The organism is Candidatus Methylomirabilota bacterium (genome assembly GCA_035709005.1).
In the GTDB taxonomy this organism is placed as follows: domain Bacteria; phylum Methylomirabilota; class Methylomirabilia; order Rokubacteriales; family CSP1-6; genus 40CM-4-69-5.
The window spans coordinates 227,279-246,796 of record DASTFB010000087.1; the positions used below are offsets into that span (position 1 = coordinate 227,279).

At 69.0% G+C, this 19,518-nt stretch carries 23 protein-coding genes; 14 read left to right on the forward strand and 9 right to left on the reverse strand.

The genetic code is table 11. The features are described 5' to 3' along the window. Position 1: 1 nt before the first annotated feature. Positions 2-1,627: an alkaline phosphatase family protein gene (locus VFR64_16185; GenBank protein ID HET9491279.1), complete on the reverse strand. Its 1,626-nt coding sequence runs from the start codon at positions 1,625-1,627 to the stop codon at positions 2-4. Positions 1,628-1,722: 95 nt separating this feature from the next. Here VFR64_16185 and VFR64_16190 point away from each other — a divergent pair, with 95 nt between their 5' ends. Beyond that, positions 1,723-2,010, forward strand: coding sequence for an ATP-dependent Clp protease adaptor ClpS (locus VFR64_16190; protein ID HET9491280.1), 288 nt, complete (start codon positions 1,723-1,725; stop codon positions 2,008-2,010). Between the two features lie 10 nt (positions 2,011-2,020). Here VFR64_16190 and VFR64_16195 read toward each other — a convergent pair whose 3' ends face one another. Continuing rightward, positions 2,021-2,923: a cation diffusion facilitator family transporter gene (locus VFR64_16195; GenBank protein HET9491281.1), complete on the reverse strand. Its 903-nt coding sequence runs from the start codon at positions 2,921-2,923 to the stop codon at positions 2,021-2,023. A gap of 358 nt (positions 2,924-3,281) precedes the next feature. Between VFR64_16195 and VFR64_16200 the strand changes: the two genes are divergently transcribed. The 7 genes from VFR64_16200 to VFR64_16230 all read left to right on the forward strand — a co-directional run bounded on the left by VFR64_16200 (position 3,282) and on the right by VFR64_16230 (position 7,798). Next, complete coding sequence (locus tag VFR64_16200) at positions 3,282-4,049, forward strand: NYN domain-containing protein (GenBank protein ID HET9491282.1); 768 nt, start codon at positions 3,282-3,284, stop codon at positions 4,047-4,049. A 131-nt stretch (positions 4,050-4,180) separates the two neighbouring features. Further along, entirely contained in the window at positions 4,181-4,489 is a 309-nt protein-coding gene (locus VFR64_16205; protein ID HET9491283.1) for a nitrite reductase (NAD(P)H) small subunit, read from the forward strand. 64 nt (positions 4,490-4,553) lie between these two features. After that, a complete protein-coding gene (locus VFR64_16210) occupies positions 4,554-4,811 on the forward strand; it encodes a cupin domain-containing protein (protein HET9491284.1) in 258 nt (85 codons plus the stop codon). 29 nt (positions 4,812-4,840) lie between these two features. Continuing rightward, the gene (locus VFR64_16215; GenBank protein HET9491285.1) at positions 4,841-5,197 is read left to right on the forward strand and encodes a helix-turn-helix transcriptional regulator; all 357 of its coding nucleotides are present in this window, start codon (positions 4,841-4,843) and stop codon (positions 5,195-5,197) included. A gap of 28 nt (positions 5,198-5,225) precedes the next feature. Continuing rightward, entirely contained in the window at positions 5,226-5,507 is a 282-nt protein-coding gene (locus VFR64_16220; protein HET9491286.1) for a lipid-A-disaccharide synthase N-terminal domain-containing protein, read from the forward strand. Positions 5,508-5,538: 31 nt separating this feature from the next. Then, positions 5,539-6,744 (forward strand): alanine--glyoxylate aminotransferase family protein, encoded by a 1,206-nt coding sequence (locus tag VFR64_16225; GenBank protein ID HET9491287.1) that lies wholly within the window; start codon positions 5,539-5,541, stop codon positions 6,742-6,744. Between the two features lie 169 nt (positions 6,745-6,913). Continuing rightward, positions 6,914-7,798 (forward strand): NAD(P)-dependent oxidoreductase, encoded by an 885-nt coding sequence (locus tag VFR64_16230; GenBank protein ID HET9491288.1) that lies wholly within the window; start codon positions 6,914-6,916, stop codon positions 7,796-7,798. Positions 7,799-7,805: 7 nt separating this feature from the next. On the opposite strand, the gene VFR64_16235 is transcribed toward VFR64_16230, so the two are convergent. Further along, a complete protein-coding gene (locus VFR64_16235; GenBank protein HET9491289.1) occupies positions 7,806-8,678 on the reverse strand; it encodes a polysaccharide deacetylase family protein in 873 nt (290 codons plus the stop codon). A gap of 65 nt (positions 8,679-8,743) precedes the next feature. Here VFR64_16235 and VFR64_16240 point away from each other — a divergent pair, with 65 nt between their 5' ends. The 4 genes from VFR64_16240 to VFR64_16255 all read left to right on the forward strand — a co-directional run bounded on the left by VFR64_16240 (position 8,744) and on the right by VFR64_16255 (position 11,996). Next, on the forward strand, positions 8,744-9,751 hold the full coding sequence (locus VFR64_16240; protein ID HET9491290.1) for an amidohydrolase family protein: 1,008 nt from the start codon (positions 8,744-8,746) through the stop codon (positions 9,749-9,751). Beyond that, the gene (locus tag VFR64_16245; protein HET9491291.1) at positions 9,748-9,945 is read left to right on the forward strand and encodes a hypothetical protein; all 198 of its coding nucleotides are present in this window, start codon (positions 9,748-9,750) and stop codon (positions 9,943-9,945) included. Before VFR64_16240 ends, VFR64_16245 begins: the two co-directional genes overlap by 4 nt. Positions 9,946-9,961: 16 nt before the next feature. Then, on the forward strand, positions 9,962-11,002 hold the full coding sequence (locus tag VFR64_16250) for a zinc-binding dehydrogenase (protein ID HET9491292.1): 1,041 nt from the start codon (positions 9,962-9,964) through the stop codon (positions 11,000-11,002). A 112-nt stretch (positions 11,003-11,114) separates the two neighbouring features. Further along, positions 11,115-11,996: an NAD(P)-dependent oxidoreductase gene (locus VFR64_16255; GenBank protein ID HET9491293.1), complete on the forward strand. Its 882-nt coding sequence runs from the start codon at positions 11,115-11,117 to the stop codon at positions 11,994-11,996. 11 nt (positions 11,997-12,007) lie between these two features. Here VFR64_16255 and VFR64_16260 read toward each other — a convergent pair whose 3' ends face one another. From VFR64_16260 to VFR64_16270, 3 genes are read right to left on the reverse strand one after another with little or no spacing between them, the layout of a single operon-like run. Beyond that, the gene (locus VFR64_16260) at positions 12,008-13,576 is read right to left on the reverse strand and encodes a tripartite tricarboxylate transporter permease (GenBank protein ID HET9491294.1); all 1,569 of its coding nucleotides are present in this window, start codon (positions 13,574-13,576) and stop codon (positions 12,008-12,010) included. A gap of 6 nt (positions 13,577-13,582) precedes the next feature. Next, the gene (locus VFR64_16265; protein HET9491295.1) at positions 13,583-14,032 is read right to left on the reverse strand and encodes a tripartite tricarboxylate transporter TctB family protein; all 450 of its coding nucleotides are present in this window, start codon (positions 14,030-14,032) and stop codon (positions 13,583-13,585) included. A 16-nt stretch (positions 14,033-14,048) separates the two neighbouring features. Beyond that, positions 14,049-15,008: a tripartite tricarboxylate transporter substrate binding protein gene (locus VFR64_16270; GenBank protein HET9491296.1), complete on the reverse strand. Its 960-nt coding sequence runs from the start codon at positions 15,006-15,008 to the stop codon at positions 14,049-14,051. Positions 15,009-15,148: 140 nt separating this feature from the next. Here VFR64_16270 and VFR64_16275 point away from each other — a divergent pair, with 140 nt between their 5' ends. Then, positions 15,149-16,183: a Gfo/Idh/MocA family oxidoreductase gene (locus VFR64_16275; GenBank protein HET9491297.1), complete on the forward strand. Its 1,035-nt coding sequence runs from the start codon at positions 15,149-15,151 to the stop codon at positions 16,181-16,183. Between the two features lie 206 nt (positions 16,184-16,389). Here VFR64_16275 and VFR64_16280 read toward each other — a convergent pair whose 3' ends face one another. The 3 genes from VFR64_16280 to VFR64_16290 are packed head-to-tail and all read right to left on the reverse strand — an operon-like array spanning position 16,390 to position 18,089. Further along, positions 16,390-17,439, reverse strand: coding sequence for a kelch repeat-containing protein (locus VFR64_16280; protein HET9491298.1), 1,050 nt, complete (start codon positions 17,437-17,439; stop codon positions 16,390-16,392). Beyond that, entirely contained in the window at positions 17,436-17,819 is a 384-nt protein-coding gene (locus tag VFR64_16285; GenBank protein ID HET9491299.1) for a hypothetical protein, read from the reverse strand. Before VFR64_16285 ends, VFR64_16280 begins: the two co-directional genes overlap by 4 nt. Before the next feature lie 15 nt (positions 17,820-17,834). Then, entirely contained in the window at positions 17,835-18,089 is a 255-nt protein-coding gene (locus VFR64_16290) for a hypothetical protein (GenBank protein ID HET9491300.1), read from the reverse strand. Between the two features lie 57 nt (positions 18,090-18,146). Here VFR64_16290 and VFR64_16295 point away from each other — a divergent pair, with 57 nt between their 5' ends. Further along, complete coding sequence (locus tag VFR64_16295) at positions 18,147-19,517, forward strand: UbiD family decarboxylase (GenBank protein ID HET9491301.1); 1,371 nt, start codon at positions 18,147-18,149, stop codon at positions 19,515-19,517. Position 19,518 lies beyond the last annotated feature (1 nt).

The following is a 19,518-nucleotide window of genomic DNA, read 5'->3' on the forward strand; positions in this document are numbered from 1 at the left end:
GCTAGCCCTCGTAGTAGGTCATGAAGTGCGAATAGAGCTGCACGGGGTGAGTGATGCCGGCGGGCACCGACGCGCCGGGCGGGCTGACGATGAAGGTGTGGAGCTCGTCGGCCGATGGTCCGGCGTGCGCTCCGGCCTCGGGGATGTAGCTGATAGTCCCGTCGGGCGCGTCGTTGCCGTAGATCACCAGGTCCCCGGCGCAGGGCATGGCCATGAGGTCGCGGATCCCCTGAGCAGCCAGGGCCCAGTCCTCTCGGCCCGCCAGCGGCCCCACCGGCTCATCGCCCACCAGATAGCGTTTCCCTCGCCACAGACACACCGGCCCCGCCGCGCTCCGGGCCAGCACGAAGCCGACGCCACGGTGGCGTGAGAGCTCTTCGGCCAGCGCCGGGAAGCGTTGCTCGACCATCTCCAGGCTGAGGGGCTGGTCGTCGTCGAGGAAATAGACGAAGGCGTTGGGGCCGGCGGCGATGACCCGCACCCCGCCTTGCTGGCGGGCTTCCGGAGTCTCCCCCAACGTCCACGGGAAGTCCTGCTCGAGGTAGTTCATGAACCGCTGGAAGATGCCCGGAGCCCTCTGGGTCCGGAAAGTCTTGAGGCCGGTGGCCAGCCGCCGGCGGCCCCGACGGACCGGGGCGGTGTCGATGGCGTCCCCGGGCAGGAGCTCGTCGAAGAACACGCGCTCGAAGGCACGGCCGCGGGAGAGGTTCTGGTAGGGGATCGAGGCGACCTGCCCGTGGTCGGACAGCACATACAGATGATACCGGTGCTCGGGGACGCGGCGGACGACCCGCCACAGCTGGTGGATCGAGCGGTCGACACGACGCAGCGCGTGCAGGGCGCGACGATGCCGTGGCCCGAAGGAGTGGGCAAAGACGTCGTAGTCGACGTAGTTGACATAGATCGCCCGGACGCCGGCGTAGAGGTCGCGCGCGGTCACCAGCGTGAAGAGCTCGCGCACCCAGACCGATAGCGCGATCTTCAGGCCCAGCCACCTCCAGCCCCGGGCCGTCTCGCCCACCGGGTCGGCGATCAGGCGCAACACGGCCCGGACGATCTCCAGGCTGGTCAACGTCACGCACTTGACGATCACCCACAAGAGGACGACGAAGGCCGACACCACCCGGAGCAGCCCGCTGCCGGTGGGGCGCTTCAGCATGGCGAAGTTGAACACGTTGTTGACGGCGCTGCCCGTGAAGACGCATCCGTACGCGCTGCCCTCGGCCAGGATCCCGAGCCGCCCCCGGGCGTGAGCGTCTTCGACGAGCGCGGCGTCGCCCCCGCGAGGGAAGTAGACGTCGGCGTGCCGGCGCTTGTCGTGGTAGTGAAAGCCGGGGATGTCCGGCCGGACTCCGTACATGGCAGCCATCTGAAACGCCGGTGTCGAGGTGGGCAGACCCACGGACATCGGCGTGAGGCGGTGGCCGTGGCGCTGGAGCAGCCGTCTCAGGAACGGCATGCGCCCCTGGGCCAGCGCCTGCTCCAGCACGGCACGAGACAGTCCGTCGATCTGGACGATGAGGAGACGCTGGCGGGGACTGGCCGCGGGCGCGGCACCGAGCCGCAAGCGCCGCACCAGACGATCCACCAGGCGCTGCAGTCTCAGGACCGGCTCGTCCAGCGACATCGTTTCCATTGTAAACTCCCCAGGAAGCAATGATCCCGCCCGCTGGTGAGATAATTCGTGGTAGATCGTCCGCGAGGTCACGGGGGAGCATCACCATGGCCGAGCACCCACTGCCAACTGGGGACGTCGAGGACATCGTCGAGGGGGCGGCCGCACCACCCTGGATGACGATCCTGCACAACTGCGACTGTCACACCTTCGATCAGGTCGTCAAGCAGCTGCAAAAGGCGATCGGCTGCTCGGAGGCCGAGGGCTGGGACATCGCCTGGCGCGTGCACAACACCGGTAAGGCCGTGGTCAAGATCGGGCCGGAACCGGAGTGTGTGCGGGTGGGCAACGTCCTGGCCGCCATCGGGCTGGTGGTCACCGTCGTCCAGTCCTGAGCCTGGGGCATCACACCCCCGTCGGCCGCTTGATGCGCAGCGCCACCCCGGGATCCTTCTCGAGCTGGATCGTGGTGTGATCGATGCCGAAGCGCGCGTGGAGCACCGCGTGAAGCTCGTCGAGCAGGCGCTCGCTCTCGGCCAGATCCTCGACCACCACGTGAGCGCTCATGGCTTCCCGCCCCGACGTCAACGTCCACACGTGCAGGTCGTGGATGCGCCGGACCCCGGCCACCTGCGTCATGGCCGCGCCGATCTCGTCCAGCTGCAGGTGGGGCGGCGTTCCCTCCAGCAGGACGTTGACGGCCTGCACCAGCAGGCGCCACGTCCGGGGCACGATGAACACCGCGATGGCGGCACTGACGAGGGGATCCACCAGCGTCCAGCCGGTGAGCAAGATCACGAACCCGGCAACCAGCACGCCCACCGAGGCCAGAGCGTCGGCCACCACTTCCAGATAGGCCCCCCGGATGTTCAGGCTCTCCCGGGCCCCCCGGCGTAGCAGCCAGGCCGAGAACAGGTTGACGCCCAGCCCCACCGTCGCGATGGCCAGCATGGGGACGGCCATGATGGCCGGCGGCGCGAACAGCCGCCGGTACGCCTCGGTCAGGATGACGCCCGCGATCACGAGCAAGATCAGCGCGTTGACGAGAGCGGCCAGGATCTCCACCCGGTAGTAGCCGAACGTCTTGGCCGGCGTCGGCGGCCGCCCGGCGATCCACACGGCGAAGAGCGCCAGGGCCAGCCCGCCGACATCGGTGAGCATGTGGCCGGCGTCCGCAGCCAGCGCCAGGCTGCTGGTCCAGATCGCGCCGACGGTCTCGACGAGCATGAACGCTCCGGTCAGAACCAGCACGGCCACGAGCCGGCGGCGCGAGCGGCCGGCGGCGGTCTCTCGGTGTTCGTGCATCATCGAACCGATCCTAACAGGCCGCTGAGAAGGCCCGGCGGGATCCTAGCACCGGCGCGGCCCGAGCCTCGCGGAGAGATCCCCTGCATCGTGCTGGGGCTGGTGGTGCTGACCGGCGCCGCGATCATCCGCTGGTGGGTGATCCGGACTCGACCCGACTGCTGTAGCGAGCTGGCGGCGCTCGCGCAGCCGACGCGCCGCCTCAAACCGCCGCGCGGGATCCACGTCGTTCATCCGTCGTGCCCGCCACATCTCGAAAATCAGCCGGGCCGTGCGCGGTCCACTATACAATAGCGGTCGGACCGGGGCCGCGGGCGGGGTTGCCGGCGTCCTGCTCGCGGTCTGGGAAAAAGGACAGGGCATGAACGGGGAACGAAAGCTGGCGTTGTTCATCGACTTCGAGAACATCGCCCGCGGGGTCAAGGAGGCGCAGTACAAGCAGTTCGAGATCAAGCTGGTGCTGGAGCGGCTACTCGAGAAGGGCAAGATCATCGTGCGCCGCGCCTATGCCGACTGGAGCCGCTTCACCGAGTACAAGCGCCCGTTTCACGAGTGGGCCATCGAGCTCATCGACGTCCCCCAGAGCCGCTACAGCGGCAAGAACTCCGCCGACATCCGCATGGTCGTGGACGCGCTGGACCTGGCCTACGGCAAGTCGCACATCGACGCCTTCGCCCTGGTCTCCGGCGACTCCGACTTCTCGCCGCTGGTCTCCAAGCTGCGCGAGAACGACCGCTACGTGATCGGGCTCGGAGTCAAGTCGTCCTCATCCGACCTGCTGGTGGCCAACTGCGACGAGTTCATCTTCTACGAGGACCTCATCCGGGACACCAAGAAGACGAACCTGTTGCGGGGCCTGCCCGAGAAGAAGGCCGAGGCCATGGCGCAGCTCATCGACGCCATCCAGGCGCTCCTGCGCGAGAACAAAGAAACGTTGTGGGGATCCATGGTCAAACAGACCATGATCCGCAAGAACCCCGCCTTCAACGAGTCCTATTACGGATACTCCACGTTCTCGAAGCTACTGGAGGATGCCGCCAAGCAGAAAATCGTCACCCTGGAGCGCGACGAGAAGAGCGGCACCTACGTCATCACTTCACTCACCGAGGAGAGCGGGCGGGCGGCCTAGGGGCGTTGCGCGATATTCGGGGCCAGCGTATTCTTGGCCCGCATGAACGACAGGGCGTGCGAATTCCGTTGTGGTCCCGAATCCGCTGTAGGTTCCGGCCGCTCTGCTCGGCGCCATCCGATCCCCGACCCATGGCCTTCGTAAGCGTCGCCACCCCCGACGAGATTCCCATCGGTCACGGTCTCCTGGTCGAGCGCAACGACCGCACGGTGGCCATCTTCAACGCCGGCGCCGGGCGCTTCTTCGCCTGCGCGGCTTCCTGTCCCCACGAGGACGGACCGCTCGCCGAAGGCTGGCTGGAAGGTGACGCGGTGGTGTGCCCCTGGCACGGCTTCGACTTCGATCTGGCCACCGGTCGCTGTCGCGTGGACGCCGACCTGGCGATTCCCGTCTATCCGGTCCGGGTATCGGCCGGCGCCGTGGAGGTCGACCTGCCGTGAGCCCGCCGGCGAGCAGTCTCTACGTTCAGGCCGCCGACCACCCGTGGGTCGAACGGCGGCCCGCGTGTTCTGGAAGATCCTCCGGGAGGAGGGCGACCGGCGAACGGTGCTCACCCGCTACGCGCCCGGCGCCACGATCCCCCGCCACCGGCACCTCGGCGAGGAGCAGATCTACGTGCTGGAGGGCAGCGTCGCCGACGATACCGGTACGTGCACAAACGGCAACTACGCCCGGCGACCGCCGGGCTGTATCCACACCGTGACCAGCCGCGCGGGCGCGCTGGTGCTCGCCGTGATGTCCGGCGGTACCGAGCGATGCTAGCTTCGCCCGGGGCGGCATCGAGGGAAACCGTGGCCGAACGCGCCGTCCCACACGTGCGAAAGTTTCTCGGGCAACGACTGCGCGCCCTGCGCAAGCAGCGGGGCCTGAGCCAGGAACGCTTGGGGCGAAAGTCCGCGCTCAGCGGGAAGTTCATCGGTGAAGTGGAGCGCGGCGAGAAATCGATCTCTGTCGACAGTCTGTATCACGTGGCGGTGGCGCTCGAGGTGCCGCTACGCCACCTGACCGACGTGCGGCCGGGCCGGCGGACTCCGGTGCCCAGCGAAGAGGCCGAGCGCCTCTTCGCGATGGTGTGCGCGCACCGGCGCCCCGGCGAGGTGCGCAAGGCCCTCGAGGTCGTCCGGGCCATGCTGGGAGGCGCCGCGTGATGGCCGTCAGCGGCGCCGAGGTGGATGAATGCTGACCAGCGAACACGTATGGGTCGGCATCGGGCTGCTCGGCCAAGCGCTGTTCTCGGCGCGCTTCGTGGTGCAATGGCTCGCCACCGAGCGCAAGCGGCGCAGCGTGGTGCCCCGTCAATTTTGGTACTTTTCGATCGGCGGCGGCCTCACGCTTCTGGCCTACGCGATCTATCGCGTCGACCCCGTGTTCATTCTCGGGCAAGCCGCCGGGCTTCTGGTGTACTCTCGCAATCTCTATTTCATTCACCGCTACGGCGGGCAGGCGGCCGAGGCCTGACGTGGCGGAAGGACAAGGAGCGGCAGCAACTATGATTTGGGCCCAGTGTCAGACCCGTCCGGTGCTGATGATTCCCGGCCCCACCGAGCTTCCCCCGCCCGTGATCCAGGCCCTCAACCGCCCGCCGGCGATCCACTACGACGACTCGTTCGACGTCGGCATGCTGGAGCCCACCACGCTGGCGCTCCGCGAGGTGTTCCGGACCCGCAACGAAGTGCTCCTCCTGCCGGGCTCGGGCCGGACGGCGCTGGAAGCGGGAGCCACCTCGCTCATCGAGCCGGGCGACCGCGTCCTCGTCGTCGGCGCCGGCCAGTTCGGCGTCCTGATGCGGGACATCATGAACCGGGCGGGCGCGGCCTGGTCCGAGTTCAACGTCGAGCTGGGCCGCCCGCTCGACCTGACGGCGCTGGCCGCGGAGGCCGAGCGGTTGCGGCCCAAGGCCATCACGCTGGTGCACAACGAGACCTCCACGGGCACCACCTACCCGGCCGCGCAGGTCGGGGAGATCGCGCGGCGCGTGGGCGCGTTGTTCATGCTCGACACCGTGTCGGCCCTGGCCGGCATCGACGTGCGCACCGACGAGTGGGGCGTCGACCTCAACATGACCGGCTCCCAGAAATGTCTGGCCGCCCCGCTCGGGCTGGCCCTGGTGTCGGTGAGCGCCCGGGCCTGGGAGGCCATGGAGCGACGGCGGCGGCCGTCCCACAGCTGGTCCTACGACCTGCTCCGGTGGCGCGAGCACTGGATCCCCGAATCGCGAGGCGGCCGGCTCAGCGAGGGCGCCCCCCGGCGGCAACCCGTCTCCATCCCCACGCACCTCACCGCCGCCATGCAGGCGGCCGTCCGGCTCATCCTCGAGGAAGGGCTGGGCCAGCGCTTCCGCCGTCACGAGGTGGCCGCCACCGCGCTGCGGGCCGGCGTGCAGGCCATGGGGCTCGACCTGTTTCCCGATCCGTCGCTGTGGTCGAACACCGTGTCGTGCATCAAGGTGCCCAAGGCGGTGGAGCCCGCGGCCGTCGTCGCCCACATGCGCGATCGGCACGGCATCCTCATCGGCACCGGGCTCGACAAGCTTCGGACCAGTACGCTCCGCATCGGGACGATGGGGATCACGGCCAGTCCGCTCTTCGTGCTGCCGACGCTTTCGGCGCTGGAGCTGGCGTTGCGGGACCTGGGCCACAAGAGCGACCCGGGCGCCGGCCTCGCCGCCGCCCAGCGCGTCTTCGCCGACGCCTGAGCAGAAACGCGCCTGAGGAACGGGCGTGACGCAGCCACACGCACCTAGAGCAGCCCACCCTCGGCCTGAACCGAGCTCGCGGCCCCCGCTACAAATAGTCATTCCCGACGACTTCCCGTCGGTATTCGAGGGAACCGTCGCGCACGACCGGGCCCGGCAACTGGGTGAGGTGCACGTCTACACCGCTCACGGCGCCGAGGACGAAGCCGAGCTGATCCGCCGTATCGGCCGCGCCCGGGTGGCGATCAACATCCGGGCTCACGCCCGGTTCACCGAGCCGGTCTTCGCGGCCTGCCGGAACCTCAAGATGGTCTCCATCTGGGGAACGGGCACCGACAACATCGACCTGGATGCCGCCGGCCGGCACGGCGTGACGGTCTGCAACACGCCGGGGATCAATGCGCGGGCCGTCGCCGAGCACACGCTGGCCCTCATGCTGGCGGTGGCCCGGCGGATCCCCCGGATCGATCACGAGGTCCGGGAAGGCCGCTGGCCGCGCGATCTGCTGACCCAGCTGCTCGGCAAGACCCTGGGCGTGTTCGGAACGGGGACGATCGGCGCCCGCGTCATCGAGCTGGGCCGTGCGATCGGCATGACGGTGCTGGCCTGGAGCCTGCGCGGCGAGCCGGACCGCATCGCGGCCCTGGGCGCCCGGGCCGCGGGTAAGGAGGAGATCCTGCGCGAGGCCGACGTCATCTCGCTGCACCTGCGCCTGGTCCCCGAGACCCGCGCCTTCCTCACCCGCAAGGAGTTCGGCCTTGTGAAGCGCAGCGCGATTCTCATCAATACCGCGCGGGGGGCGTTGGTGGAGCGCGACGCCCTGCTCGATGCGCTGAGCCAGGGCAAGATCGCCGGCGCCGGCCTCGACGTCTTCCACGACGAGCCCCTGCGGCCCACCGATCCCGTCCTCAAGCTGGACAACGTCGTGCTCTCGCCGCACAACGCCGGTCAGACGCCCGAGGTCATCCGGGACGGCTTGCTCCGCGCGGTGGAAAACATCGAGCACTTCCTCGAGGGCCGTCCCACCGACGTCGTGGTGGCTCCCGCCCGCTGAGTCCGGCCTACCAGCCGTGTGACGCGTACCAGTCGTAGATCTCTTCGCCGGTGGTAAGCCAGACGCCCTTGTGCTTCTTGATGTAGTCGTAGACCGCCTCGAAGTACTTGATGCGATGCGGGACGCCGGAGATGTAGGGATGCACGGCGATGGCCATCACCCGCGGGTTCCGGGCGCCCTCCGCGTAGAGCCGGTCGAACTGGTCTCGGCACCGCTGGAGCCACTCCGACGACGAGTGGTGCTGGATGATCATCATGGGGATGTCGTTCAGCTCGACGGTATAGGGTACCGACACGAGCCGCCGCGCCGTCGTGCGGATCTCGTAGGGCTGGTCGTCGTTGACCCAATCCGAGACGTACTCGATCCCTTCTTCAGCGAGCAGATCGAGGGTCTCCCACGTCTCGGTCAGCCCCGGGCCCAGCCAGCCTTTGGGCTTGCGGCCCGTGAACTTCTCGAGCGTCTGGACCGTGTCGCGGATGACGGCGCGCTGATCGGGCAGCAGGTGCATGGCTCCCTGGACCATCCCGTGGCCCATGAACTCCCACTTGGCGTCGAGCATAGCCTGGGCCACCGCCGGATAGGACTCGCAGACGTGGGCGTTGATCGCCGTGGTGGCCCGGATCTTCCGCTTGCCCAGCGCCTCCAGGAATCGCCAGAACCCGACCCGCATCCCGTAATCGTGCCAGGCCCAGTTCGGCACATCCGGGACGACGGCCACGCCCTGGGGCGTCGTGAGGTATTGGCGCGGCATCGGCTTTTCCGGGCTCCACTCCTCCACGTTGACGATGGTCCAGACGGCGATCCGGGCCCCTTTGGGGAGCTTCCAGGGACGGCGGTGGGCGATGGGAGAGTACGGAAAGCGCTCCGATGGCAGTTTCACAGGCCCCTCCTCGCGAGGCTTTTCGATCGACCGGGCCGCGCGGGCCTATAGTACAATCACGACCCGTGACTCCGCCCCTGGGCATCGACATCCACTCGCACTTCTACCCGGAGAGCTACCTCAGACTGATCGAGCAGGAAGGGGCGGCCGCCGGCGCCCGGATCGACCGCAGCCGCGGTGACGGCCCGGCCATCGTGCTACCCGGAGTCAGCACCCCGCCGCTCTCGCCCGCCTACTGGGATCTCGACCTGCGCATCAAGGCCATGAACCGGACGGGCATCGCGGTACAGGCCCTGTCGCTCACCAGCCCCATGACGTACTTCGCCAGCCCCAGCCTGGGCCGGCGCCTGGCCCAGGTCTTCAACGACGCCCTGGCCCAAGCGCATACGGCCTACCCCGATCGCTTCGTGGGCTGCGCCACGTTGCCGATGCAGGATCCCGCGGCCGCCGTCGCCGAGCTGGAGCGGTCGGCTCGGCTGTCGGGCGTCCGCGCCGTCTACCTGGGCACCAACATCGGGGGGCGGGAGCTCTCGGACCAGGCGTTCTCCGCGCTGTTCGAGCGCTGCCAGGAGTACGAGCTGCCGATCTTCCTGCATCCCCTCAACGTCGTCGGCAGCGCGCGCCTGGGGCCCTTCTACCTCAGCAACCTGCTGGGCAACCCGTTCGACACGGCGATCGCCGCGGCCCATCTCGTCCTGGGCGGGGTGATGGACAAGTTTCCCCGGCTGCAGATATGTCTGCCGCACGCCGGCGGAGCCCTGCCCTACCTCTTCGGACGGCTTCAGCACGGGCAGCGCGTACGTCCCGAGGCCCGCGATCGGGCCCGGCGTCCCTTCGGCGCCTATCTCCGGCGCTTCACCTACGACACGATCAGCCACTCGCCGGAGGCGCTGCGCTACCTCATCGGCCTCGTGGGCGCCGACCGGGTCATGATCGGGAGCGATTTCTGCTTCGACATGGGCTACGAGCGGCCGCGAGACATCGTCACCAAGCGGCTGGGGCTCAAGGCGGTGGACCAGGCGCGGATCCTGCGCGGGAACGCCGCCCGCCTGCTGGGCCTGGGGACGGGGTGAGGGGGCGCGCGGCCGGCGCCGGCCGCCGCCTGCCGGCGTTCCTGCCCATCAGGTTCCATCTCCACCGCAATATCCGGAAGTACCCGGAGCTCTTCGCGCGGGCTCGCTCCGTCCTGGACGCGGTCGGCCTGGCCGGCGAAGCCGACGAGGCGGTGCGCAACCTGTCCCACGGCGACCGGATCACCTGGCAGTGACGCCCCTGTGAAAGCCATGGTGCTGCGCAAGCTGGGTGGCCCGCTCGAGCTGGCCGACGTGCCCGTTCCCCGTATCGGCCCCAACGACGCGCTCCTCCGCGTGCGCGCCACCGGTGTGGGGCTCACCGTGGTCATCATGGTCGGCGTCCCTGGCCGGGTGACGTCCTTCCCGCGGATCCCCGGCCACGAGGTGGCCGGAGAGGTCGTCGAGGTCGGCTCCGAGGTGACCACCGTGCGGCCGAGGGACCGGGTCACCTGCCACTTCTATCTGACATGCCACGCCTGCGCCTACTGCCGGAGCGGGCGGGAAACGCTGTGCACGGCGTTTCGGGGCAACGTCGGGATGGCGTGCGACGGCGGCTATGCCGAGTACATGGCCATTCCCGCCGCCAACCTCGTGCGAATCCCCGACGGGGTGTCGGACGTCGAGGCGGCCCTGGCCGCCGACGCCATCTGCACGCCGTACCACGCCTGCCGCGAGGAAGCGCGGGTGGGCCCGGGCGACGTGGTCCTGGTCATCGGGGCCGGAGGCGGGGTGGGTATCCACATGGTGCAGATGGCCAAGCTCTGCGGAGGCTGGGTGATCGGCGTCGACGTGTCGGACGCCAAGCTGGAGATGGCCCGCAGCCTGGGCGCCGACGCCGTCGTGGACGCCCGCCGGGACAGCCTGGCCCGGCAGGTGCTGGCCTTGACCGACGGCCGGGGCGTCGACGCGGCGATCGACACGGTGGGATCGACGGAAACCCTGGAGGGTTCGCTGGCCTCGCTGGCCCGGGCCGGCCGCCTGGTCATCATCGGTCACCGCCCTCCCGAGGTCTTCGGGGTGGAGGCGACGTTCCGGGTCGATCCCGGGCTGGTCCTCACCCGCATGCTGGAGATCCACGGCTCGCGATACGTCTCGCTGGCCGAGATCGGCCAGACCCTCGAGCTGCTCCGCCAGCGCCGCATCAAGGCCATCGTGAGCCGAACGTTCCCCCTGGAAGGCGCCCAGGAAGCCCACGAGCTCCTTCGCCGGAACGCCCTGGTGGGCCGGGCCGCCCTGCTTCTGGATCGGTGATGCTCGAGGTGCGCGACATCCACACCTGTCAAGGACTGGAACGTGACCGGCTCAGCTGTGGGAGAACGAACCCGATCAAGTCCCGCTACCCGGGACTGGGAGGAGCGACGACATGAAGCGCGTCGGCATCATCGGCGTGGGCTTGCTCGGCACGGCGGTCGCCTCGCGCCTGCTGGAGGGCGGGTTCGACGTCGTCGGCTACGACACGCGGCCAGCGCAGCCGGCGGCGCTGGCGGCGCGGGGTCTCCGGCCGGCGGCCAGCCTGCTGGAAGCCGCGGCCGAGGCCGACGTGGTGTTCACCATCCTGCCCTCACTGGAAGCGGTGGACGCGGCGATACGAGGTCCCGGCGGGTTGCTGGAGACGGCCCCGCCCACCGCCACCATCGTGCAGATGAGCACGATCTCGCCGACCCTCACCCGGGCGCTGGGGGCCGCCGCCGCCCAGCGGGGTATCGGATTCCTGGACGCGCCGATGAGCGGGACCAGCGCTATGGTCGCCCGGGGGGATTGCACGATCTTCGTGGCCGGCGACCGCCCGCGGGCCGATGCCTGCCGGTCCGTCTTCGACGCCATCGCGCGCAAGACGATCTACGTCGGCGCTATCGGTCTGGCCACGCTGGCCAAGCTGGCCACCAATCTCCTCGTCGGCCTCAACACGGCGGCGGTCGCCGAAGCGCTGGTGCTGGGGGCCAAGGGCGGTCTCGACCCCGCTCAGCTCCTGGCCATTCTCAAGGAGAGCGCAGCGGGATCGCGCATGCTCGAGGTACGGGGTCCCCTGATGGTCAGCCACCGCTTCGAGCCCCAGATGAAGGCCGAGCTCTTCTTGAAGGACTTCAAGCTCATGCTCGAGGAAGGCCTGCGCGTGGGGGCCCCGCTACCGCTCACGAGCCTGACCGAACAGCTCACGGTGGCCACGGTGGCCGCCGGGCACGGCGGCGAGGACATCGCGGCGATCATCACGGCCCTGGAGCGAATGGCCGGCCTGGAGCGGTAAGGCTTCGCCGGCTACGCCCGGTCGCGATGATCGCCGGTGAAGCCAGCCTCGGGCGCCGCCGGCGTCCCGGGCTCCGGGATCGAGCTCAGGATGCGTCCCAGCCGCCGGGTCAGGGCCCGGCGGACCAGCGGCGAGAGCAGCATCAGCACGGCCAGCCCCAGGAGCGTGGCCGCGATGGGTCGCTCGACGAACACCATGAACTCCCCGTGGGAGTAGATGAGCGACCGCCGCAGGTTGGCTTCGAGCTGCGGTCCCAGGATCATGGCCAGCACGAGCGGAGCCGGCTCGAACTGGAACTTCCGCATCAGATACCCCAGGAGTCCGAAAATGACGGTGAAGCCCACATCCGTGGCATTGTTGTTGACGCTGTAGGCGCCCACCAGGACGAACATCACGATCAACGGAGCCAGCAGGGGGTAGGGAACCTGAAGCAGGCTCACCCAGAGCCGGATGAGGGGCAGATTCAGGATGAGCAGCATGAAGTTGCCGAGGTACATCGAGACGATCAGGCCCCAGAAGATCTCGGGCCGCTCCTGGATGAGGAGTGGGCCGGGCCGGATGCCGTGGATGAGAAGGGCGGCGAAGATCAGGGCGATGGAGGCGTTGCCGGGAATGCCGAGCGTCAGCAGGGGAATGAACGAGCTGGTGGCCGCCGCGTTGTTGCCGGCTTCCGGCGCGGCCACTCCCTCGAGCGCGCCCCTTCCGAATTGCTCGGGATGGCGGCTGAGCTTCTTTTCCAGGGCGTAGATCAGGAACGACGAAATGGTGGCTCCCCCGCCGGGCAGCACCCCGATCAGGAACCCGATCAGCGAGCCGCGGGCGATGGGCGCGGAGGCGGATCGCCACTCCTCGCGGCTGCCTAGCAGGCCGCTGATCTTGGCCTTGAGGATCTCGGGCTTGACGCTGCGCTCGATGTTGACGAGCGCCTCGCCGATGCCGAACAGCCCCATGGCCACGATGACGAACTCGAACCCCTCGGAGAGCTTGAAGAAGCCGTAGGTGAAGCGGGGGCTGCCCATGATCGGGTCCAGGCCCACCGTGCCGAGCAGGAGTCCCAGCGCCGCCATGCTGAGACCCTTGGCCATCGAGCCGCCGCCCAGATAGCCGACCATCATCAAGCCCAGGATCAGCAGCGCGCTGTTCTCGGGGGCTCCGAACCTGAGGGCGAACTCGGCGAGCGGCGGGGCCAGCAGCATCAGGCCCACGATGGCCAGCGAACCGGCCACGAACGATCCGATGGCGGAGATGGCCAGGGCCAGCCCGGCCCGGCCCTGACGGGCCATCTGATACCCGTCGATGCACGTCACGACCGAGGCGGCCTCGCCCGGGATGTTGAGCAGGATCGAGGTGGTGGAGCCGCCGTACATGGCGCCGTAGAAGATACCGGCGAGCAGGATGACGGCCGAGGTGGGCGGCATGCCGTAGGTGACGGGCAGCAGCAGCGCGATCGTGGCCGGCGGCCCCAGCCCCGGCAACACGCCGACGGCGGTGCCCACCAGCGCCCCCAGGAAGCAGTAGAAGAGATTGACGGGCGTGACGGCGACCGCGAAGCCGTGAGCCAGGCTGCCCAGGATCTCCACGACGGCTCAGCGCGCGAGGAAGCCGGCGGGCAGCGGGACGCCGAGCCACAGCCCGAAGAGCACGTACGATCCGCCGGCGGCGAGCAGGGCCATGCCCAGGGCCACCGGCCAGCGATGCGGCTCGGTCACCCGCAGCATGAAGAGGACGAGGCCGAAGGTGGCGAGGGGATAGCCGACGGTGTCGAGCGTCAGGGCGTAGACGGTGAGCAGCGCGAGCACGCCGACGACCTTGCCGAACCGACCGCCCTCGCTCTGCCGCGGCTCCCGGGCCTTCAAGAGAGAGTGGCCGAGCAGCACGATCGCGAGCGACCCCAGGGCCAGACTCACCCACCAGGGATAAAAGCCGGGCCCGGGGTTGCGGACCACGCCGTAGGGCAGAAGTCGCGCAGACTCCGCCACCCCGATGGCCGCGAACACCAGCAACGCCGAGGCCGCGACCGCGTCGCGTCCGGCCATCGTCACGAGGAACCGCCTACTTGGCGGCCTCGACGAGCTTGGAATGCTGCTCCCACTCCTCGCGCCAGGTCTTCGCGAAATCCTTGCCGGACTGGAAGCTGACCTCGTCGCCCAGGCTCTTGATCAGTCCCTTGAAGGACCGATCCTCGCTGAGCTTCCTGAACGCGGTCTCGAGCTTGTCCATGATCGGCTGCGGGGTGCCCTTGGGGGCCAGCACCGCCCGCCACATCGTGAAGACGACGTCGAGGCCCTGCTCCTTCATGGTAGGGACATCGGGGAAGCTCGGATGCCGCTTGACGTCGGTGTTGGCGAGGAGCCGCATCTTGCCCGCCGCGACCTGGGGCGTGAGCTGGGCGGTGAAGCCGAAGGTGGCGTCGGCGTGGCCGCCCAGGACGGCCAGTAGCGCGGGTCCACCGCCGTCGTGGGGGATATTGTTGTATTCGAAACCGGCAGCCTTGCCCAGCATCCGCATGGGCAGGTCGGCGGCGCCCCAGGGGCCGCTGTTGGCGAAGTTCAGCTTGCCGGGATTCTTCTTCGCGTACTCGACCATCTCGCCCAACGTCTTCCAGGGCGCGTCGCTCCGGACCGCGATGAAGGGCGCGCTGTAGTTGATCCGGCACACCGGCTGGAACTGGTCAGGGCCGATCGGCGCCTTCTGCACGAGGGCGAACGTGGTGTTGGGCCCCGTGCCACCGAACAGCAGCGTGTAGCCGTCGGGCTTGGCGCGGATCACGTGCCGCGAACCGACGGCGCCACCGCCACCCGGCCTGAGGACGACCAGCAACGGCTGGCCGAGGTGCTCGTGGGCGACGCTGGCCACGGCCCGGGCGGTGAGGTCGTGCGAGCCGCCGGGACCGAAGGGGAGCACCAGCTCGACCGGCTTGGTCGGGAACTCCTGGGCAGAGGCCGAGAGCCCCGAACCCAGAACCGCCACCAGCGCCATCAGCGCCAGCGTCAACGCGCGCTTGTGGGCCATGAACGCCTCCTATCACCGAGCAGGCTTTCCGCGTACGTGCGCATCAAGATAGTGGGCGCCGCCGTAGAATGCAATAAGGCTTGAGCGGGCCCACACGCTCGTATAGAGTGCCTGGCGCCTTGCCCAGAGGAGGTCGCCCCATGAACCGGATCGAGGTGGGCATCATCGGCACCGGCTGGATCGGCGAGATCCGGGCTCACACCTGCGCCCGTCACCCGCTGGTCGCCGGGCTCCACCTGGCGGAGATCGACGAGGCCAGACTGCGGCGGGTGGCGAGCGAGACGGGCGCCCGCACCGCCACCACGGACTACCGCGAGCTGCTCAAGCGCGAGGAGATCGACGCCATCATCGTCTCCACCACGCCGGAGACCACCCACTACCCGTTCACCCGCGATTGTCTGCTCGCGCGCAAGCACACCTTCCTGGAGAAGCCCATGGGGCTGGAGCTCAAGGAGGCCGACGAGCTCATGAGCCTGGCCCGGGAGCACGATCTCAAGCTCACCATCGGCTACACCCAGCGCTTCAACCCCAAGTACGCGTACGTCAAGAAGTGCCTGGACGACGGCACGCTGGGCCGGCCCGTCACCGCGCTGGTGAGCCGCAACGTCTCTCGCTCCATCGGCAACAAGATCGGCGGGCGCATCCGGCTGTCGCCCGCCGTGATGGAAGCCACCCACGACATCGACTTCATCCTCTGGTGTCTGCAGGGCGCGCGCCCGGTGCGGGTCTTCTCCCAGACCGTGTACCGCATCATGGAGCGCGCGCACGGCGTGCCCGACTGTCAGTGGATCGTCGTCACCATGGACGACGGCACCGTGTTCACCATCGGCGCCGGCTGGGCGCTGCCCCCCGGCTACCCGCACTTCTCCTCGGCCACCATCGAGTTCGTGGCCACCGAGGGGGCCCTGCTCATCGACGACAGTCACCGGGACATCGTGCTCAACACGATGAAGAAGGGCATGGTGCTGCCGCTCAGCACGATGCCAGGGGAGCAGGTCGGGCACGTGTACCAGGGCCCCATGGAGGCGGAGACGATCCACTTCATCGAAGCCGTGACCCTGAACCGGCCGCTGCTGGTCACGCCCGAGCAGGCACGCCAGGTGATGGAGGTGACGCTGGCTGCGGACCTCTCCGCGGAGCGTCACGCGCCGGTCAGCTTGCCGCTCGATAAGTAGGCGGCGACGACCTGGGATCGTTAGCTTGGAGGGGGGCGCTCGACGCGCCCCCCTCCAAACCTCCCCCGTTCACGCGGGGTGCGACCACCGTCGCCGTCTCCCCTCCAAACCTCCCCCATTCACACGGGGTGCGACCACCGTCGCCGTCTCCCCTCCAAACCTCCCCCGTTCACGCGGGGTGCGACACGGTCGCCGTTTCCGCAGGCCTAGTCTTTCCCCAGCTCGAAGGCGTCGTGGGCGTCGGCGTGCAGGTGCATGCCGGCGAGGCCGGCCGACTGCACGTCACCGCTGACCAGGTGCAGGCGGTTGCCGATGACGCCGCCGGCCAGGCCGTGGCGGGGCATCGGCATGCGCGGCAGCATGATCCAGCGGTTGGTGGCCGGCTCGTACGCTTCCAGGGCGCGAAACGCGGCCATCAGGCGGTCGTCCTGAAACTCGCCGCCGGCCACGTAGATCCGGTCGCTGTGGACGCCCCACGCCACCGCACTGCGGGCGGTCGGCATCCGGGCCCGGATGCCTCCCCACTGGTCGGTCGCCGGATCGTACTCCTCGACGATGTCCGTGTTGCTGGCCACGCTGATAAAGGCGGCGCCGATACGGCCGCCGATGACGTAGATCTTGTTGTTCACCACCCCGACGGCGGCGTGGTTGCGCGCCGTCGGCATGGGGCTGCGACCCCGCCAGGTGTTCGTGGCCGGATCGTACTCCTCCACCGTCCCCACCGAGCGATGGGGCCGCGCCGGATGCACGGCGGGCTCCGAAGAGCCGGGATGTGTGCTGGCGCCGCCGATCACGTAGACCTTCCCGCCCACGGTGGCCGCGACCGGCGATCCCCGCTTGCTGGGCATGGGCGCCAGCGCCTTCCACGAATCGTTGGCGGGGTCGTATTCCCAGGCGTTGTCGACCGGCACCCAGGCTGGCCGGCCAGCCTTCGGAGGCACGAACCCTCCGAACACATAGACCTTGCCGTTGAGCTCGGTGACCGCCACGTGATGCGAAGGCAGGGCCATCGGCTTTTTCTTGGTCCACTTGTTCTCGGCCGGGTCGTACTCGAAGACCAGCCCCCGGGGCTGCCAGCCCGGCGCCAGGCCGCCGAAGACGTAGAGCTTGCCGCCAGCGCTGACACCGTAGAGCTCCTCGGCGGGCTCGGGGAACGGGGCCAGCTTCACCCACCGGCTGGGCGCCTGGGCTTCCAGGGAAACGGCCCCTGTCACCGCGACGACGAAAACGAGGATTCCCACCAGTCGCACCATCATGGTTCCTCCCTGCCCGAAGCTCCGGCTGCCGCGCAGATCCGACAAGCGTACTCGTCCAGCGTGCGCGTGGTCACGCCGACCGCCCCGTGCTGGCGCCGGTTGTACTCCTCGGGCTCGAGCTCGGTCCGGAAGGCGTCGTTGAGCCGGTTGATCATGTTGAACAGCGCCGAGGCCATCGAGATCTCGACGATCTCGGCGTCGGAGAAGCGACGGCGCATCTCCCCCCAGGCCGCCTCGTCGTACCGGGCCGTGTTGCGGGTGAGGGCTTCGGCCCAGCGCAGCACCGCCCGCTCCCGGGCGTCGAAGATCGGGCCGCCGGCATCGTCACTCTGCAGGGCGGTGAACTCCGCATCGGTGAGGCCCAGGGCTTGACCAAGCACCCGGTTGTGCTCCGTTCAATAGTGACACCCGTTGAGGATGGACGTCTTGAGCACCGCCAGATTGCGCAGGCGAGCCGCCGAGACCGCGCCGGCCTGCGGTTGCCGCACCGCCGCGACCAGGGGAAGGAACCACCGGGCGAGGCCCGGACTGTGGGCAAGGATACGGAGCAGATTGGCCACTCGCCCCAGCATGGCCTCCGCCGCGTCGTACACGGCGCGCACGCCGGCCGTCGCTTCATCGTTGGCGATACCGCGGATGCGCTGGGTCATCGCGAGCGCAGGGAGGGGCTGCTCACGGCCGAGACAATAGCATAGACTAAGAGCGCGATGAACCAGGACCTCCGCAGCTTCATCGGCGATTACCAGCGGGCGTTCCCCGGCGAGGTGGTCCGCGTCACCGACCCGGTCGGCCTCGAGCACGACGTGATGGCCGTCGTCCTCGAATACGAGCGACGCCGGCGCTGGCCCATTCTGCTCTTCGAACACGTCCGTGGTCACACCATTCCCATTGTGGCCAACGTCGTGGCCAGTCGCCAGGCGCTGGCCTTCGCGCTCGGCGTCGCCCCCGGTGAGCTGGCCGCCGAGTACGCCCGCCGCATCAAAGAGCGCATCAAGCCCGTCGTCACCCCCGAGGCGCCCTTCCGTCACCATGTCGTCACCGGCGAGGCCGTGAATCTCGAGGCCCTACCCGTCCCGCTCTACTTCCCGGGCGACGTCGGACGCTACCTCACCGCCGGGATGTTGGTGGCGCGGGACCCGGACACGGGCGTGGAGACGGAGGGGTACCACCGCTTCCAGGTCAAGGGCCGCAACCGGATGGGCCTGAGTCTGCACTCGCGGCGCCGCATGTTCGAGTACCAGCGGCGGGCCGAAGCTCGCGGCGAGGCCCTGCCCTGCGCCGTCGTGCTCGGCCTGCACCCGCTGGTGTCGATGGGCTCCCTGGCCTACCCCCCACCCGACGTCGGCAAGTTCGAGGTCGTGGGCGGCCTGCTGGGCGAGCCGCTGCACGTCGCGCCTTGCGCGACGATCGACTTGCAGGTGCCGGCGACGGCCGAGATCGTCATCGAGGGCGAGATCCTGCCCGGAGTCCGGGAGCGCGAGGGCCCCTTCGGGGAATTCACCGGATACTTCTCGCAGCGCTCGACCGAGCACGTGTTCGTGGCCGGCGCCATCGCCATGCGCGAACGCCCCTGGTTCCAGTCCATCGGCTCCGGCCGGGCCGGCGACCACATCACGACGCTCGGGTTGGTTCGCGAAGCCGAGATCCTCAACGCGCTGAGCCGGGTCATCCCCAACGTGACGGCCGTGCATGTGCCTCTGTCGGGGACGTCCTCGTTCAGCGCCTACGTCGCCATCAAACAAGGCCGACCCGGTGAGGCCAAGCACGTGATCCCCATCGTGTTGGGGGTGGACCATTACCTCAAGTTCGTCATCGTCGTCGACGACGACATCGACGTTTTCGACGAAGCCGAGGTGTTGTGGGCGGTGGCCACCCGGATGCAGGCCGACCGCGACCTGGTGGTGATCTCGGGGAGCCTGGGCGCGCTGCTGGATCCCAGTGCCGACGACCGCGGCGTGACGGCCAAGCTCGGAATCGATGCGACCAGGCCGTTCGGCCGGCCCTTCGCCGAGAAGCTGCGCATGAGCCCGGACCGGATGGCCTGGGCCCGGGCGCTGGTCGACCGACTCTCCTCCTGAC